Origin of the sequence: Sporosarcina sp. P1 (assembly GCF_002743155.1) — a bacterium.
Classification (GTDB): Bacteria; Bacillota; Bacilli; order Bacillales_A; family Planococcaceae; genus Sporosarcina; species Sporosarcina ureae_B.
This window is the reverse complement of record NZ_PDYS01000010.1, coordinates 112,401-128,390: the sequence shown is the minus strand read 5'-3', so window position 1 is coordinate 128,390 and position 15,990 is coordinate 112,401. Positions and strand designations below refer to the sequence as shown.

The window sequence follows — 15,990 nt, the reverse complement described above, 5'->3', positions numbered from 1 at the left end:
TATATGACGTACTATAACCATTATCGCGGGCAGTGGAACTTGAAAAAGCTGCCGCCTGCAGAATACAGACGACAGCTTCAACAAGCAGCTTAGGCTTTTTTTATAATTGTCCTTTACAAAGGGTACATTTTAAAATAGGGCTGGGGATTTTTTTGTTCGCTCTAGTAGTGTTTTTCTAGAACTTCTCACAAAAGCATCCGCAAATACTTTTCAAAATTCACTCCCGCCTCTAACGGTGTATCGTCTAACGCAGTATCTTCTATAGCGGCGAGCAAAAATTCTTTCGCAAGCGAAATCGACTGTTCCATGTCCATACCACGAAGTCGGCTGCCCATCAGTACCGATGCGAATAAATCACCAGTGCCTGAATAGCTTTTATTATTGTACGGCACTGTGGTGAAAAGAGTGTCCGTGTCGTTAATATACATATTGCCGATCGTAAATTGTCGGCTAGGTGGTTGAATGCCTGTAATGATAATTTCAGCGCCAGTTGCTTGTTGAAGCTGCTTACCCGCATCCTCTACAATCTTCAGGTAATCTTGTTCATCGACGCAGCGGTGCAATGCGTCATAACTATAACCGGTCAGCAAACAACATTCCGTAATGTTCGGCGTAATAATATCCGCTCGCGCAACGAGAACCTTCATTTGTTCAAGAAGTTCTTCGTCAAAATTATCATACGCTTTTCCATTGTCACCGAGTACCGGATCCACGAGTAATAGCGTTCGATCAGTATAAAAACTCTCGAGAAATGTAAGGATATGATGAATTTGCTCTTTGCCCGTAATATAACCGGTATGAATGCCGTCAAACGTGACATGGAGCTTCTCCCACTCCTTTGTATAGAGCGGCATGGCACTCGTCAAATCATTGCAGTAATAGCTCGGATATTCTGTTTGTGCAGTCAACATCGCAGTCGGCAGTGGACATGCCTGCACACCCATCACAGAAAGCACAGGAATCGCGGCAGTGAGTGAGCATTTACCGAATGAAGACAAATCTTGAATAATTGCAACTTTTTTCATGGGAAATCCTCCGTAAATCGCTATGTATTATTCGTATCATAGCATAAACAATGTAGTGAATTGTTGTGTGAGAACTAGTAACGACTAGTACATTACCTATCATTATGTTGAAAAAAGAGAACTATTCATCACATAATTTTTTTATATTATAGGTTACAATACCCAGTATGGAGGGTATACATATGATCAACCGAACGTTTCCAATCGTAGAGGTTACTAAAAAAAGAAAGAATATCTTCTATGTATTGAATAAAAAGATTATGTGAATATAAAATTAAACGTTCACTTTTTTATGGTATCATGGTTTAATAGTAAATAACTTACTAGTTAGAAAGTGAGGAGAGAGAGTCAAAGAATCAATAGGTACTTCAATTAAATGGTGAATTCTTTATGAGATGATTTCTGATAAAAGGGGGGCGATTTAATAAAAGAATTAATCTACCGCTCCAATCAACATAAATTGTAAGCGGTTTCAAAATTAAGGGAAACAGGAATTAGTCTCTAAACAAATCCATAAAACCACTTGAGAAACAGAAAGCACTTTTATTAACTGAAAATTTCATGAAAAAAGGGAGATGGGGAATATGAAAAAAATCAAAATGATGATCCTACTACTAGCTGCATCTGTGCTAGTACTTGCTGCTTGTGGTAATGAAGACGAAAAGACGTCAGAAAATACTGGCGATCAAGGCTATAAACTAGTCAATGAAGGAAAATTCACATTTGCTGCAAGTGGAGTGTACAAACCGTTTAGTTTTGAAGAAGACGGTAAACTTACAGGCTTTGATATAGAAATTGGAAATGCGCTTGCAGAGAAAATGGGACTTGAAGCGAATCCAGTGACCAATCCATTTGAAACGATTTTACAAGGATTAGTTGGGAATAAGTTTGACGCAATTATTGGTTCTATGGCTTATACAAAAGAACGGGCAAAACAAGCGGACTTCACTGAGCCTTATTATTATTCAGGAGGGATGATTTTCGTTGCCAAGGATAACGACGAAATTACATCTCCCGAAGACTTAGATGGAAAGAAAATTGGAGTAGTAGCCCAGTCCACATATGAAGAGCCAGCTAAAGAATTATCGGATGATATCCAGTATTACAGCAGTGATGTAGTTGCATTAAAAGATTTAACAGTGAAAGGTCGCTTAGATGCAGTTATTACAGCGGACATCGTTGGATATGAAGCGATCGACAACGGATTTGAAGTCAAAGAGGTCGACAAGCCGATGTGGGTAGAACAACCTTCCATCGCTGTGAATAAAGAAAATCCAGAATTAACAAAAGCGCTGGATCAAGCATTACAAGAAATGATTGACGATGGGACGTATGAGAAAATCTCAGATAAATGGTTCGGTCGCAACTTACTTGATATTGATTTAGAAGGCGTGGAATTATTGGAATAAAACAAATCTCCACTTATTTTTTAGAAAGTTGGTGTGCCGGTGCCTGAGTTTTTACTAACATTTTATGACGTATTCCAAAATACGTACAAAGGATTTTTACAAGCAGGTCTACTAACAATCGAAATCACGGCCATTGCAATCGTAATCGGAACGGTGTTAGGTGTCATCTTCGCACTGATGAAGATTTCAAACTCAAAAGTATTGCAGATGATTGCCAATATTTATATTACGCTAATTCGAGGAACGCCGTTAATTGTTCAGATTATGTTTCTATACTTCGGTATCACATCGATCATCGTGTTAGATAACTTCTGGGCAGGTGCTATTGCATTAGGAGTCCATAACGGTGCATACATTGCGGAAATTTTCCGTGGATCTATTCAAGGAATTGACAAAGGACAACGTGAGGCAAGTCTTGCACTGGGTATGAATAGTTCATTGACGATGAGAAGAATCGTATTCCCGCAAGCTTTACGCCGTGCGATTCCACCGCTCGGCAATCAATTTATCATCACATTGAAAGATTCATCTTTAGTCTATGTGATTGGTGTATCTGAATTATTTGGTTTGGCCAATCGAGTGGCTGCGTCTAATTTCAAACAATTTGAAACGTTTCTCGTAGTCGGTCTTTATTATCTACTTCTCGTTCTGATTTTCAGCGCTCTATTAAAATGGTATGAGAACAAATTGGATGTGGATAAATAATGGGGGCGAATACGATGATTAAAGCAGAAAATATTCATAAGTCATTTGGAGAGTTAAAAGTGTTAAAAGGGATCGATATGGAAGTGCGCCGTGGAGAAGTAGTCGTTCTCATAGGAGTCAGTGGATCAGGAAAAAGTACCTTTTTACGGTGTTTAAACTTTTTGGAATTGGCGAATGAAGGCGTAATTACAATTGATGGAAAGCAAGTTAATCAGAAGAAAGATAACTTAGCCAAGATCCGAGCGGAAGTGGGAATGGTATTTCAACACTTTAATTTATTCCCACACAAAACCGTATTGGAGAATGTAATGGAAGCGCCTTTGATGGTCAAAAAAATGGACAAAGTACAAGTGAAGAAAATGGCACATGAAATATTAAAAAAGGTAGGGCTATCCGAAAAAGCAGATGTCTATCCGAATAAATTATCTGGTGGTCAAAAACAACGTGTTGCGATCGCTCGAGCGCTTGCTATGGAACCGAAAGTACTATTATTCGACGAACCGACTTCTGCTTTAGACCCCGAACTTGTCGGGGAAGTGCTGCAAGTCATGCAAAACTTAGCGGAGGAAGGAATGACGATGATCGTCGTTACACACGAAATGAAGTTCGCGAAGAACGTTGCAGACCGAGTGATTATGCTAGACGAAGGAGTCATCATCGAGGATTCCGATCCCGATACGTTTTTTAATCGCTCGACAAATGAACGGACACTGCAATTTCTAGAAATGGTAGACGTGTAAGAACAGTTAAAAATCTTAATTCTGAGTTCACAAGAGGTACTAGGTCCCCGAACATGTTTGAAGTGTTCAACGTCCTGGTGCCTCTTTTTTAGATTCGATAGCTTTTCTGCTCTCGTCAAGTTTGTACGTATGAGATTTCCCGGGAAACGTGGAAACTTTCAAAATACGTATACAACCTACTAGTCGGCTCACTGATCATAGGAAGGATACCGATTTCCAACCGAAGTATAGGTGTTTATTTTTCCTAGTTGTGGTCATACTGTCAGTAGATAATGGAAAGCACTTTGTCGAGGAGGAATATTGTGGACAAGAAACAACATAAACAGAAGAAAGCTCAAATGGAAGAGCGCGAAACACTTACGACACGCCAAGGGCACCCTGTGCATGATAATCAAAATATCAAGACCATTGGCGACCGTGGCCCTGCTACGCTTGAGAATTATCACTACATTGAAAAAATCTCTCACTTTGATCGTGAGGAAATACCTGAACGAGTGGTCCATGCACGAGGATCGGGTGCGTTTGGTTATTTTGAAACATACGGGAAAGTTGGTAATGAGCCAGTTGAAAAGTACACGCGTGCTAAAGTCTTTTCGGGTGCTGGAAAAAGAACACCTCTTGTCGTGCGCTTTTCTACTGTAGCAGGAGGTAAAGATTCGCCTGAAACTGCACGAGATCCTCGAGGATTTGCGGTTAAGATGTATACAGAAGATGGCAACTGGGATTTAGTGGGGAATAATTTGAAAATATTTTTCATTCGAGATGCGATGAAGTTTCCAGATATGATTCATGCATTTAAAGCCGATCCTGCTTCCAATATTCCGCATCCACAACGCATGTTTGATTTTGTCTCCCGATCGCCAGAATCCATTCATATGATTACGTTTTTGTTCTCGCCATGGGGAATTCCTGCAACGTATCGTCACATGCAAGGCTCTGGTGTGAATACATACAAGTGGGTCAACGACAAGGGAGAATCGGTTTTAGTAAAGTATCATTGGGAGCCGAAGCAAGGCATACGTAATTTAACTCAAGAAGATGCTGATGCCATTCAGGCAAAAAACGTTGCACATGCGACGCAAGATTTATCCGAAGCTATCGAACGTAGAGAATATCCTGAGTGGGAGCTATTTGTGCAAATTATGGAAGACGGATACCATCCGGAATTGGATTTTGATCCGCTTGATAATACAAAGCTTTGGCCGGAAGAACAGTTTCCTTGGCTAGCTGTAGGTAAAATGGTATTGGATCGTAACCCTGAGGATTTCCATATGGACATTGAGCAAGCGGCTTTCGGAACTGGCGTACTCGTAGATGGAATGGATTTTTCCGATGACAAAATGCTTCAAGGCCGTACATTCTCATATTCTGATACGCAACGTTACCGTATCGGCACGAATTATCTCCAGTTACCTGTAAATGCACCAAAAAAAGAAGTGCGGACAAATCAGCAACGTGGTCAAATGGATCATCGCGCCGCCTGCGAGTCAGGAGAAAATCCACATATCAATTATGAACCATCCATGCTCGGTGGATTTCAGGAAGCAAAAAGGGAAAACTGGCTTCCACATAGACCTACGTACAATGCAGCAGCGATGAGCGCGCCGATTGACCGACCGAATAATTATGGACAGGCAGGCGAGACGTTCCGCCAGTTTGAGAAGTGGGAACGAGAGGAATTAATCAAAAACCTTTCAGAAGCGCTAGCAGTGTGTGATGTACGCATACAAAAAGCGATGATCGAACACTTTACGCTAGCGGATTTTGAATACGGGCGTCTTGTACAAGCGGGTATTGAACAGAAAATGAAAGAACTAACAGGAGTGGCGGCAGAACCTAACGTCCCGGGTCGTGAAGCAGGTCAATCGAAATTCGGACACGGTACGCCTGACTCTAAACAGGCTGTGAAAGATGCGGTGGAAAAAGGTCGTGAAGCAGAGCCTTATTGATGAAAAGGTAAAGTCCTTTTATTCAAATCAAAATGTATTGTGAATGAAGACTGAATAGCATCTGTATAGGAAGTAAATGAGGTTATGCAAGCACCTACATTTATGTCTTATATAGATGTTTTTTCAATTTCATTTTTTATTTTGACGGTTTTATGTTGATTTCAACAAAGCAAATAACAGAGTAGTTAGAAAATTCGGCGGAGAAATGATATACTTTATTTTAAGAAGTGTCTAGAAGAGATTGCGCCACATGATCAACTTGTGCAAGAGATGAAAGAGGAAGTAGGTTAGAATACTAGTTTTCATGATCAAAACATCAGTGACAACCCGCTAAAAAGATTGGGAGGTGAAGTTGTGAATAAGTCCTTTTGGATTCCGTTACTAGTTTCATTTGGAACGATGATATTCCTATATGTAATAGGCTTTATAGCGAATATAGATATTCTTAAATTCACTATTTCACTTTCGCATACTGAAATTTCACTAGTACCGATTGGCGTTGGCATAGTAATGGGGTTTGTTAGTGAACGTATTATCAAATCGAAATCACATACCAATTAGTCTTATAATCTAGCCTCGAACGTAGAGTAGTAGTTAATTATTGAAATATGTAGTGGCTACCCGTTGTACAAGAAACGAAGTAAGGGAAATAATATAATGTGTAAAAAAGGGAGCACAGTGCATGAATAATTCTCACGTAGATGAAATCAATAGTCTTTACCGAAGACTAATAGACGCATGGAACAATCGTGATGCAAAAGGAATGGCTGAACTATTTACAGAACAAGGAACTCAAATTGGTTTTGATGGCAGTAAAATGGTTGGACGACAGGAAATTTTATCGCATCTCGCATCTATCTTTGAAAAACATCCCACTGCACCTTTTGTAACGAAAGTGAAAGAAGTTCGTGCAATAGGAACTGATACCGCAATAGTACAAGCGATTGCTGGGATGATTCCACCAGGGAAAACAGATATTGAGCCCACAGTAAACGCCCTTCAAACTCTCGTCACAGTTAACAAAGACGGCAATTGGAAAGTTGAGCTCTTCCAAAATACACCTGCTCAATTTCATGGCAGACCGGAACTAGTTGAGCAAATGACAGATGAGTTAAGGCAATTAATTAAATAACGATAGTGTCATAACCGCATCATGTAATTTGGCTATGAAGTGGAGAAACTTCACTTCGCCCTAAACATATAAAAGCTTTCTCGTAAAATAAAGGAACCGGGAGATTTACATTTCCTATTCACGGTTCCACTGATGGCTAATCATTATTTTTCTCTACATATTCTTTGAGCGCGAGCAGGTTTTTGTCCCAATATCGTTCAAAGAAACTAAGCCAGCCCTTTAGTTCAATCAGTGGTTCGGAATCAAGCATATAGCGGGTTTCACGTCCGACTTTCTGACGTTTGACAAGGCCCGCGTTGAAAAGAATATGAAGATGCTTATTTATTGCTGTACGGCTTATCGGGTAGAACTCTACAATATCAGTGATGGATAATTCTTTTTCGGCAAGCAATTTTAACAGACTACGACGAGTTGGATCAGAAATCGCTTGGAATACATCTGGCTTAGATGGATTCACCACATGTAAGCCTTTAGAGTAGCCGGAAGTTTCTCTTTTACGGTACGTTCCCAACCACTCTCCATAAATCCACGAACGACTGTGTGAGGTTGTTCAAATTCAGTTACTTTATTTGCATCCCAGCCAGAATGAGTTAATGTAAGCTCTGTTTCCTCATCGCTTAATTTTTTCAATTCAATTAAAATATGCCAATCTTTACCCCAATTAAAGCCTAAACGGGTAGGTGGTTGAAGTTCAGTTACTTTACAAGGAGAGTCTCCGAATTGCTCTGTATGAAGTACAAATTCATGTCCTATAATTGGTTTAAGTGAATTGGGCATCCACCACGCTGCCATGCCCTCTGATGTAGAAACAGCCTCCCATACTTTTTCTAGCGGCGCATTAAGTACAACGGTTTTACGGATTTCTTCTAATTTCTCTTGTGAATTCATCATACATACCTCCGATTCATTTAACACTTTAAGGTGTTATGTATTATTATAACACCTAAAAGTGTTAGGTAAACTGTTTTTCATCGAACTAAATTAGGTTTTGATTATAATTAAATAATAAGCCACCAGTAAGCGTCTACTAGAAGGTGATTGACCAAAAAAGGCGAATGAGTAAAGAAAGGAGGCGAATAGTCATGCAAAATGGACAAGCTCAACCGAACAAGAATGCTGGGAAGAAAGAGTATATTGAAACACCTGTTAAAACGATTTTTAATAAATTTGCCAACCAAAAAGACGTGTCCTTCATATACGGGGAACCGATCGAACTTGGTTTGCAAAAGGTAGTCCCTGTGGCGAAAGTTAAATATGCAGTAGGTGGGGGTGGTGACGGTAGTGGAGGGGAAGGTGGAGGCGGTGCTTTTACTATTAAACCCATTGGCGTATATGTCATCACACCAGACCATGTGAAGTTTGAGTCTACTCTGGATAGGAAGAAATTAACCGCGTTAACTGTGGTTGTTGGTGGCGTTTTAGGATTATGGGCGCTTTGCAAGGGAAAATGAACGATGTTCGAAAAACTTAGAGCTTTTCAATTCATTACAGAAAGCTACTTTATGAAATCAGAACTTTTAGAGCGTATCTTCTAGGTAACTTACTAACCTAGAAGACACGCTCTTTTTATTCCACACCATATTGACTTTGGAAAGAGGAGCTGTCTCATTTCAGGCTTGTACTTTTCCACGAACAGCAAAATCTAACGCTTTTTCCACAAATTAAATCTCTTGCGCTTCTTCACTTTCCTTTTTTCAATCGGAACGCTCGGTTTAGGAGCGGGGTTGTATGATTCTACATAGAGACCTGAATAGGATTTATACCATTTGAAAATATGCTCGACAATGACTTTGATGACAGCATACGCCGGAATCCCTAAAATGACACCTGGCACACCGAATAATTTTCCGGCCGTCAGCAACACGATAATAATCGTCACAGGATGTATTTTCAAATTACTACCCAAAATCAATGGTTGGATCAGTCTGCCTTCAAGTGCTTGTTCCACTGCGAACACAATAATGACTTTAACTAACATGAAAGGTGAAGAAACTAACGCGATGATGACAATCGGAATAATCGCAAGGAATGACCCTAAATAAGGAACCAAGTTGAGTACACCTGCTAATATGGCGAGTAAAACGGCATATTCCAGTCCTGCAATCGCCAACCCAATCCAGAACATCAATCCTACAAAAAATGCGACTAATAATTGTCCACGGATATATTGGCTAATTTGCATATTGATTTCTTTCAATACTTTATACGTGTTGGCGCGCATCTTCGTCGGTAGAAGTTTCATTGTATGATACGGTAAATCACGGCCGTCTTTCAATAAAAAGAATAAAAGAACTGGCATAGTCAGCAACGCGATGACTACATTGGTAACCGTTCCGAGTACGCTACCAATCCCTGAGAAAGCAGAGTCTATGAAGCCATTCGTTTGCTCTGTTATCGACTTGATGATACTTTGATCCATATCGTCCAACTTTCCTTGCAGTTGAGAAAATATAGTACTACTCAACAAGCTATCAAATTGCGCTAATAATCTCGTCCAATATCCTGGCCAGTTTTGAATAAGGCTTGTAGCTTGTTCGCGTATAATCGGAATCAGTATGATAATACCCCACGCGACTAAACCACTAATGACCACGAAGACGAGTGCAATCCCCCAAACACGCTTGATCTTCTTTCTTTCCATCATATCGATTAATGGATTTAATAAGTAAAAGAGAATCCCTGCCATGATGATAGGTAAGGCCACTACGCCGAGAAACTCTTTAACAAAATGAAACATATACATAACTTTTGAAAAAACTAGGAAGTTCAATAAAATTAATAGTGAAATCAATAAGATAGCGACTACTTTATTATCCAAAAACCAGTTTCGGAACCAGGTAGTCATCGTTCGGATTTTATCATTTTCCATATCCTGCACCTCTTCTCTAGATATAAACGATTCTTTACAGTCTCATGCAGGTGAATAAGAGAAATCAAGTCACCACGGATTTGTATCCATAGCTCATGTCTTTTGATGTTCTAATAATGAAAGAATATCAACTTTTCTCACGGTATCTACCTCCAGTAGAAGCTATCTCGTGCTGTAATGTAAGTGTATCATTATCACTAGAACTAGGTAAATTTTTTCGTAATGAAATCACAAAATTATGGATGGTATCAATTCGCTTTCTATAATTAAATCGATAGCTCTATAGTTAATAAAAATGGTAAACTAAGGAGAGTATACTGTACCTAAAATTGATAGAAAACTATACGGGAAAAATGAACTGGGAAGGTGATTCCGATGAAATCAAAGCCGATTTATGTAGAGATTCCCATACATGCTCCGCTACAGCGAGTGTGGGATGCTTCCCAAGATCCAGAGTTACATGCGCAATGGGACTTACGCTTTTCTTCTATTTACTATGTACCTAAGGAAGAAGACCAACCGCAACGGTTTACCTATACAAGAACGGTGGGTCCGTTCATCACAGTAGAAGGATGGGGTGAGAGTAGTGGAACCGCACATTTGGACAGCGGGTCGCGCAGTTCATCGTTACACTTCGGCACGAATCAAAAAATCTCACCGATACGTGAAGGACGCGGTTATTGGAAGTACGAGCCAATGGAAGAGGGAACGAAATTTTTGACGCAATATGATTATCAAACGAATTTTGGCAAAGTGGGACAACTAATGGATACGGTGTTTCGACCGTTAATGGGCTATGCGACTGCAGTAAGTTTTGATGTGCTGAAACGATGGCTCGAGCGGGGAGAAACTCCAATTTCGCAATATCGACGCTATTTCACGATGCAACTTCTGACAGTATTCTTTGCTTTCCTATGGATATATCAAGGGCTTGTCCCTAAACTCCTTGCGATGCATCCGCAGGAAAAAGCGATGGTGGCGAGCGGTCTGTCGCTTTCGGATGCATTAGCTACAAATGCTGTGTATGTGATCGGCTTGGCTGAAGTAGTATTTGGTGTGGTTTGGTTGCTTTATCGCAATAAACGGCATCTTTTGTTGTTGCAGCTACTCGCTTTTCCATTATTGACTATTGCAGCCTTCATAGCAGCTCCAGAAACTGCTGTTCATCCATTTAATCCGATTACGTTCAATGTAGCGTTAATCGTGCTGACAAGTATTGGTTTTCTTCTGAGCAAGGATGTGCCGACAGCGGCGTCTTGTAAAAGAAAGAGGTGACATGTACCGTGTCTATTTATAAGAAAGTATTAGCAGCAGATTTTTCTCGCCTTCATCCAATGCTTCAAAAAAGATATGCCTTTGAAGAACCGGTCTTTCGGGCATCAGGCATGATGAATCGTATAACAGGTGGTCCGAAATGGCTGTTCCCACTTTTCTTATGGGGCGCGAAACGAAAGTTTGTTTTTCCGGAAAGTGGAACGGCTATTTCGTTTACGATTGTTAATTCATCGTTTGTCTCTTTAGCAGGCAATGAAGAAATTCATTGGGAACGCAAATTTAGTTTTCCTAACAAGACACGCTATTTCAATGCTTTAATGAGTTTGGATGAAAAACAAATGGTCGTGAAAGATTATCTTGGTGAACCGCCGTTATTTTATTCTGATTTAGGATTTACTGTCGAGGAAGGTGGCGCATTAAAAATTGAATCATTGGATCAACGGTTGGTACTCGGCAAGATCGAGATTTCATTGCCGAAGTTTCTGCAAGGTTTGGCGACGGTTGTAGAGTCGTATGATGAACGGAGTGAAGTTTTTCGAATTACTGTCGATGTAAAGAACCCGTTAATAGGGACAGTATGTTCATACGAAGGAGAGTTTACCGAAGATGCGTAAATTTGTCGTGCTTCATGTGTTGTTGTTTCTACTGGCTATTGCTTTTAGTGATTCTCCGTGGCCGTATAGTATATTGATGGTTGCGCAACTTGTGTATATCCCTGTTTTGTTACGACTCCTCTGTACGGAGCGTGATTGGTTTTGGAAGTACTATCCGTATGTCGCAATACCTGCTTACACCGCAGTAGTGCTTGAACAGGTAGTTTCTACTAAATGGGATGGGTGGATTGCTTCATTCTATTTATTGTTTACGTTATATATAGCTCTCTACGGAGTGGTTCGGTTTCTGCGTCGCGGCTTTACGAATATAGAAGAGTTTGCGATGGATCTAGGACTTGTCTACTTAGCTATGGGGGGCGGCTGGTATTTCGCTTTTGTAGTAGGGCTGGATCTTGGATTTAGTCCGTTGCTTACATGGTTGACTGCTATCCATTTTCATTATTCAGCTTTCATATTACCCGTTTTCGTTGGATGGATCGGGCGTCTACACAGTTCGCGTGTGTATCAATGGGCCATAGTTGCATTGCTTGCGGCACCGATGATCGTGGCGGTGGGTATTACATTTTCACGATGGATTGAAATATTTTCCGTCTTGCTGTATATATTTGGTTTTGGTGTGATCATTCGAATCGTTTGGCAACTTCCATTTGCATGTCGTTTGCAGAAGTGGCTACTACGATTGGCGTTTAGTGCATTAGCTGTGACGATTTCGTTTTCCATGCTGTATGTACTGAGTACTGGTTTTGAAATCTTTTCCGTAACGATTGATTTCATGCTTCGTTTTCATGGTGTGTTAAATTGTATCATCTTTGCTTTATTCGGCATCATCGGCTGGTCGCTTCATGTACCACCAGCGCGTTTTATACCGCCGACGTTTCCGGTCAGCCAAATTCGCGGAAGACAAGTTGCGGATCAAATTGGTCAGATCGGTCGGCATCGCGGGCTATCCGATGACTTAACCGTTTATGGGCTTTCACCTGCAACGGTATCTCCAGCAATTATACGCTTCTATGAACAGACGATAGACTTCAAGCTGTATGCTTCCATTCGCTGGCATCGTTGGTTTAAGCCGTTTGCCTTTATGTATTCATTCCTCAGTAAACGCATACAGCAAATTAATTTGCCGCTGCATTCTGAAGAAGTCGAAATGACGGGTGCTATTTATACGGTGGACGAAAGTCTGGATGGTCGGGAGCAAGTGCGTGTATGGGAACGGAAAGTTGGTGAGCAAACGATTTTCACTGCTTTTTATTCGCAACATACAACCAATGAGCAGACGTATATGAATATTACGCTACCATTGCCTTATTCTACAATGACGGGAATTTTAGAGTTGCATGCTGTCAATGGCGGGTTACAATTGACCAGCAAACGGAGGAAAACCGCTTCAGACGCAGGAGTGTATTTTTCTTTTAATAGTAAAGGGTTATGTAGATTACCATTGGAAGAAACGTTCTTCATTGAGGAAATGGAAAACGGTACATTAAAAGCGACTCATCAAATGTGGATTTTTTCACTTCCTTTTTTGACGATTGATTATTCTATTGTGGAGCAATGATTTCTCGATACTTTATGGCACGTAATGAACCTATTTTCTTCAGGTAGGATATCCGTTGAATGCTTATGAATGACTACATGAAACGATCAACTTTGCGACGCAACAACTAGAAGAGGTTACGACAACCAAAAACTTGGATGACGTGTCTTCCGTTGTGATTACGACACTCTTTTGAAGAATGATTGAATGGAATGAAGAGGTAAGCGTCTCGAGTATACATGGACTTTCGGGTCCCGCTTTGCTAAGCTTCCGCGGTCTGTTGGAAGCTTACTTGGCTTTTACTTCAATAATTCTTTTATAGTTTCCAATCTAAGCAATCCAGTTCCGCCCAATACAAATACATATTTCATCCTACCTCACTCCTCGTACATAAACCTCTTTACTTTCTACCCAGTTGTAATAAAAGAATCCTTGGTACTGAATAGGAGAAAATGAAAAAAATGTTCTCTAATTCATTCATAGTTCATATCTTCTTGATTTAATGACAAAAGCTTATATGCAATGGATCACGTTTTCGTTCACTTCACTCTTTAAAAAAGCTCATCATGCTGAAGATACAGTGATCCAAAATGAGATCGTTTGCGTTAGCTATAAAATGATAATGAACTAGATGAGGAGGGGACACAATGAAAAAAGGTACATACAATCGTTTTTGGAGATGGCACTTTTTTGGTGCTTTGTTCATGGCTCCACTTCTGATTACACTCACGTTGAGCGGAATTGGGTACTTGTTTTACAATGATGTCGAAAAGGTTGCGTACAAGGATCTTTTCTTTGGGAACAGTGAAGAAACGTCCCAACTAACGATTGACGAAGGAATTTCTCTCGTGAAGCATGAGAATGAGGGATTTGAAGTTTCGAAGATTATGATTATGGACGAGCCGTATAACACGAGACTCACTCTAAAGTCCGATTCAGGCGAAGAGAAATACGTATTTTTAGATGAGCATAACGAAATAGTTGGCTCTCAAAATCCAAAGTATACGTACGCTAATATTATGAGAAATATTCATAGTTCGCTCTTTGTTGGCGGAACTGTCGTCAATTACTTAGTGGAATTAGCTGCATGCTGGGCAATCTTTTTATTGTTTTCCGGACTATATATGACATTCAAAAGTCGTGCGCTAAAGAAACCGAAGAAATCAACACGTCGACTCCAATTTAAACGGATTCATGCTTTAATTGGAACCATCATCACTATTCCCATGATCATTCTTATTTTCACGGGGCTTCCTTGGTCCGTATTCATGGGGAATTTCATCTATACTGCCTCTCAAGAACATCCTTCTATTGGAACGCCGTTGCTACAACAACAGCCACCTACTTCCGATATGAGTGAGATTCCTTGGGCAACTCGTAAAGAAGAAGCCCCTACATCCGAAAAACCAGACCCACACGCGAATCATGGTGGAAATGAGGACATGCCAGGAATGGATATGGTCCATAATGGGATTGCTGTTGAAGAATTGATGGAAAAAGTACAAGGTGAAAAGATTTCAAAACCGTATTCGATCGTCTATCCGTTTTCTGAAGATGGTGTGTTTACAGTATCGAAAGGAAGTAACACCGGTGTAACAGGGTTAGATGTAAATCCTGCTGAAGAAATGACTTCATATTTTGATCAATACAGCGGCAATTTGATTTCCAAAGTAGGCTACGGGGAGTATGGCATCTTAGCGAAATGGTTCACATGGGGAATTCCGTTGCACGAGGGTCATCTGTTTGGCTTACCAAATAAAATTATTAATTTAATCGTGTGTCTGGCATTTTTATTCCTAATTTTCTACGGGTTCAGGATGTGGTTGTTACGCAAGAGAAAAGGAAATATGTCGGCACCGCCTAAGACGACGAGTAAAATTTCGATAGGGTTTATTGTGTTGATGGTATTTTTAGGTGTCATCATGCCACTGTTCGGGATTTCATTGTTGGTCGTACTTGCGATTGAAGGGATTTTGTATTTGGTTCGTCGTGCGAAAGATGCTACGCGGACTGAGTAATAGTGAAAATAGAAGAAGCTACCTAGAAAGTCAGTGCGTTGACATTAGGTAGCTTTTTTATAAAATCTGTTTTATCACAGTCCCAGAACTGCTCATTTTTTTACCAGTCCACTAACTTTTATGAAACATGTACAATTTATTTTTACCTCCTGCCGTATGCTGATATAAATACAGCTACTAACAAAAAATGAAAAAATTTAAAAAAAATATACTCTATTCTAGGGAGTGTGAGGATACCCATGAACAAACGGGCGATGAAACGGATCTATCTACAGAACCTGGTAGATTTGAAAATTGATTTCTTTTTATGAGTAATAGTTGCGTTCAAATCTCTTCCATCAAGACCCAAGTCGCGCATACATCCTAGCCGAAGAAGAAGGAGAAAACCGAACTTGATACTCTTCACTCAATTCTTTCCGCACTTCTAACGTCAACCGTTCGCCCGTTTCATTATGTTCATCTTCCATTTGAATTCCATTAGGGTACAACACGTCTTGCTCCCAATGAATCCATTTCCCGTATTCTTGCATCCACTTATTAAGTTTCGCTTTCAATTCTTCTGAAATAGGAACGTCTTCCATATTAAAGTTACTGTAGCATTCATCACACCAGATGGCCTCTGCACCGACGTCGCCTTCTACCTTTATATAAAACGATTTGTTCTCTTCGCAAAAACATGATATCATCTTCATAACCTCCTACATATCTCTTGGTTTT

The 15,990-nt window shown here is 40.2% G+C and carries 17 protein-coding genes; 12 read left to right on the top strand and 5 right to left on the bottom strand.

What is annotated here, in order from left to right; genetic code table 11:
* The coding region (locus tag CSV73_RS16980) for an IS3 family transposase (protein WP_369802589.1) at nt 1-93 on the top strand (93 nt) is incomplete at its 5' end.
* A gap of 92 nt (nt 94-185) precedes the next feature.
* Here the strand turns inward: CSV73_RS16980 and CSV73_RS11330 are convergent.
* Complete coding sequence (locus CSV73_RS11330; protein ID WP_085130606.1) at nt 186-1,025, bottom strand: pyridoxamine kinase; 840 nt, start codon at nt 1,023-1,025, stop codon at nt 186-188.
* Between the two features lie 593 nt (nt 1,026-1,618).
* On the opposite strand from CSV73_RS11330, the gene CSV73_RS11325 reads away from it, so the two are divergent.
* The 6 genes from CSV73_RS11325 to CSV73_RS11300 all read left to right on the top strand — a co-directional run bounded on the left by CSV73_RS11325 (nt 1,619) and on the right by CSV73_RS11300 (nt 6,960).
* A complete protein-coding gene (locus CSV73_RS11325; protein WP_369802588.1) occupies nt 1,619-2,434 on the top strand; it encodes a transporter substrate-binding domain-containing protein in 816 nt (271 codons plus the stop codon).
* 39 nt (nt 2,435-2,473) lie between these two features.
* Nucleotides 2,474-3,139, top strand: coding sequence for an amino acid ABC transporter permease (locus CSV73_RS11320; protein WP_085130610.1), 666 nt, complete (start codon nt 2,474-2,476; stop codon nt 3,137-3,139).
* Nucleotides 3,140-3,153: 14 nt separating this feature from the next.
* Complete coding sequence (locus tag CSV73_RS11315) at nt 3,154-3,879, top strand: amino acid ABC transporter ATP-binding protein (protein WP_085133513.1); 726 nt, start codon at nt 3,154-3,156, stop codon at nt 3,877-3,879.
* A 338-nt stretch (nt 3,880-4,217) separates the two neighbouring features.
* Nucleotides 4,218-5,828, top strand: a complete 1,611-nt coding sequence (locus CSV73_RS11310; protein WP_099627635.1) for a catalase — start codon at nt 4,218-4,220, stop codon at nt 5,826-5,828.
* A gap of 354 nt (nt 5,829-6,182) precedes the next feature.
* On the top strand, nt 6,183-6,389 hold the full coding sequence (locus CSV73_RS11305; RefSeq protein WP_085130614.1) for an ATPase: 207 nt from the start codon (nt 6,183-6,185) through the stop codon (nt 6,387-6,389).
* A gap of 121 nt (nt 6,390-6,510) precedes the next feature.
* Nucleotides 6,511-6,960 (top strand): SgcJ/EcaC family oxidoreductase, encoded by a 450-nt coding sequence (locus CSV73_RS11300; protein WP_099627626.1) that lies wholly within the window; start codon nt 6,511-6,513, stop codon nt 6,958-6,960.
* Nucleotides 6,961-7,096: 136 nt separating this feature from the next.
* Here CSV73_RS11300 and CSV73_RS11295 read toward each other — a convergent pair whose 3' ends face one another.
* Together CSV73_RS11295 and CSV73_RS11290 are read right to left on the bottom strand one after the other, a co-directional pair.
* Nucleotides 7,097-7,420, bottom strand: coding sequence for an ArsR/SmtB family transcription factor (locus tag CSV73_RS11295; RefSeq protein ID WP_099627625.1), 324 nt, complete (start codon nt 7,418-7,420; stop codon nt 7,097-7,099).
* Nucleotides 7,414-7,848, bottom strand: coding sequence for an SRPBCC family protein (locus CSV73_RS11290; RefSeq protein WP_099627624.1), 435 nt, complete (start codon nt 7,846-7,848; stop codon nt 7,414-7,416). The genes CSV73_RS11295 and CSV73_RS11290 overlap by 7 nt, the downstream gene beginning before the upstream one ends.
* 194 nt (nt 7,849-8,042) lie before the next feature.
* On the opposite strand from CSV73_RS11290, the gene CSV73_RS11285 reads away from it, so the two are divergent.
* A complete protein-coding gene (locus CSV73_RS11285) occupies nt 8,043-8,411 on the top strand; it encodes a spore germination protein GerW family protein (protein ID WP_085130622.1) in 369 nt (122 codons plus the stop codon).
* A gap of 191 nt (nt 8,412-8,602) precedes the next feature.
* Here the strand turns inward: CSV73_RS11285 and CSV73_RS11280 are convergent, their stop codons facing one another.
* Complete coding sequence (locus CSV73_RS11280) at nt 8,603-9,829, bottom strand: AI-2E family transporter (RefSeq protein WP_099627623.1); 1,227 nt, start codon at nt 9,827-9,829, stop codon at nt 8,603-8,605.
* Between the two features lie 375 nt (nt 9,830-10,204).
* Between CSV73_RS11280 and CSV73_RS11275 the strand changes: the two genes are divergently transcribed.
* The 4 genes from CSV73_RS11275 (at nt 10,205) to CSV73_RS11260 (ending at nt 15,273) form a co-directional block, all read left to right on the top strand.
* Complete coding sequence (locus CSV73_RS11275; protein WP_099627622.1) at nt 10,205-11,104, top strand: DoxX-like family protein; 900 nt, start codon at nt 10,205-10,207, stop codon at nt 11,102-11,104.
* An 8-nt stretch (nt 11,105-11,112) separates the two neighbouring features.
* Nucleotides 11,113-11,718, top strand: coding sequence for a DUF4166 domain-containing protein (locus CSV73_RS11270; RefSeq protein ID WP_233191793.1), 606 nt, complete (start codon nt 11,113-11,115; stop codon nt 11,716-11,718).
* The gene (locus tag CSV73_RS11265; protein ID WP_099627621.1) at nt 11,711-13,276 is read left to right on the top strand and encodes a YndJ family protein; all 1,566 of its coding nucleotides are present in this window, start codon (nt 11,711-11,713) and stop codon (nt 13,274-13,276) included. Before CSV73_RS11270 ends, CSV73_RS11265 begins: the two co-directional genes overlap by 8 nt.
* Nucleotides 13,277-13,902: 626 nt before the next feature.
* Nucleotides 13,903-15,273 carry a PepSY-associated TM helix domain-containing protein gene (locus CSV73_RS11260; RefSeq protein ID WP_099627620.1) on the top strand — a complete coding sequence of 457 codons (1,371 nt, stop codon included), beginning with the start codon at nt 13,903-13,905 and terminating at the stop codon, nt 15,271-15,273.
* 338 nt (nt 15,274-15,611) lie between these two features.
* Here CSV73_RS11260 and CSV73_RS11255 read toward each other — a convergent pair whose 3' ends face one another.
* Nucleotides 15,612-15,959 carry a hypothetical protein gene (locus CSV73_RS11255; RefSeq protein WP_233191794.1) on the bottom strand — a complete coding sequence of 116 codons (348 nt, stop codon included), beginning with the start codon at nt 15,957-15,959 and terminating at the stop codon, nt 15,612-15,614.
* Nucleotides 15,960-15,990 lie beyond the last annotated feature (31 nt).

Bases quoted from the DNA above. Each gene is read 5' to 3' on its own strand.
- CSV73_RS11330 (WP_085130606.1), bottom strand. From the start codon at position 1,025: ATGAAAAAAGTTGCAATTATTCAAGATTTGTCTTCATTCGGTAAATGC.
- CSV73_RS11315 (WP_085133513.1), top strand. From the start codon at position 3,154: ATGATTAAAGCAGAAAATATTCATAAGTCATTTGGAGAGTTAAAAGTG.
- CSV73_RS11310 (WP_099627635.1), top strand. From the start codon at position 4,218: ATGGAAGAGCGCGAAACACTTACGACACGCCAAGGGCACCCTGTGCAT.
- CSV73_RS11300 (WP_099627626.1), top strand. From the start codon at position 6,511: ATGAATAATTCTCACGTAGATGAAATCAATAGTCTTTACCGAAGACTA.
- CSV73_RS11290 (WP_099627624.1), bottom strand. From the start codon at position 7,848: ATGAATTCACAAGAGAAATTAGAAGAAATCCGTAAAACCGTTGTACTT.
- CSV73_RS11285 (WP_085130622.1), top strand. From the start codon at position 8,043: ATGCAAAATGGACAAGCTCAACCGAACAAGAATGCTGGGAAGAAAGAG.
- CSV73_RS11280 (WP_099627623.1), bottom strand. From the start codon at position 9,829: ATGGAAAATGATAAAATCCGAACGATGACTACCTGGTTCCGAAACTGG.
- CSV73_RS11275 (WP_099627622.1), top strand. From the start codon at position 10,205: ATGAAATCAAAGCCGATTTATGTAGAGATTCCCATACATGCTCCGCTA.
- CSV73_RS11265 (WP_099627621.1), top strand. From the start codon at position 11,711: ATGCGTAAATTTGTCGTGCTTCATGTGTTGTTGTTTCTACTGGCTATT.
- CSV73_RS11260 (WP_099627620.1), top strand. From the start codon at position 13,903: ATGAAAAAAGGTACATACAATCGTTTTTGGAGATGGCACTTTTTTGGT.
- CSV73_RS11255 (WP_233191794.1), bottom strand. From the start codon at position 15,959: ATGATATCATGTTTTTGCGAAGAGAACAAATCGTTTTATATAAAGGTA.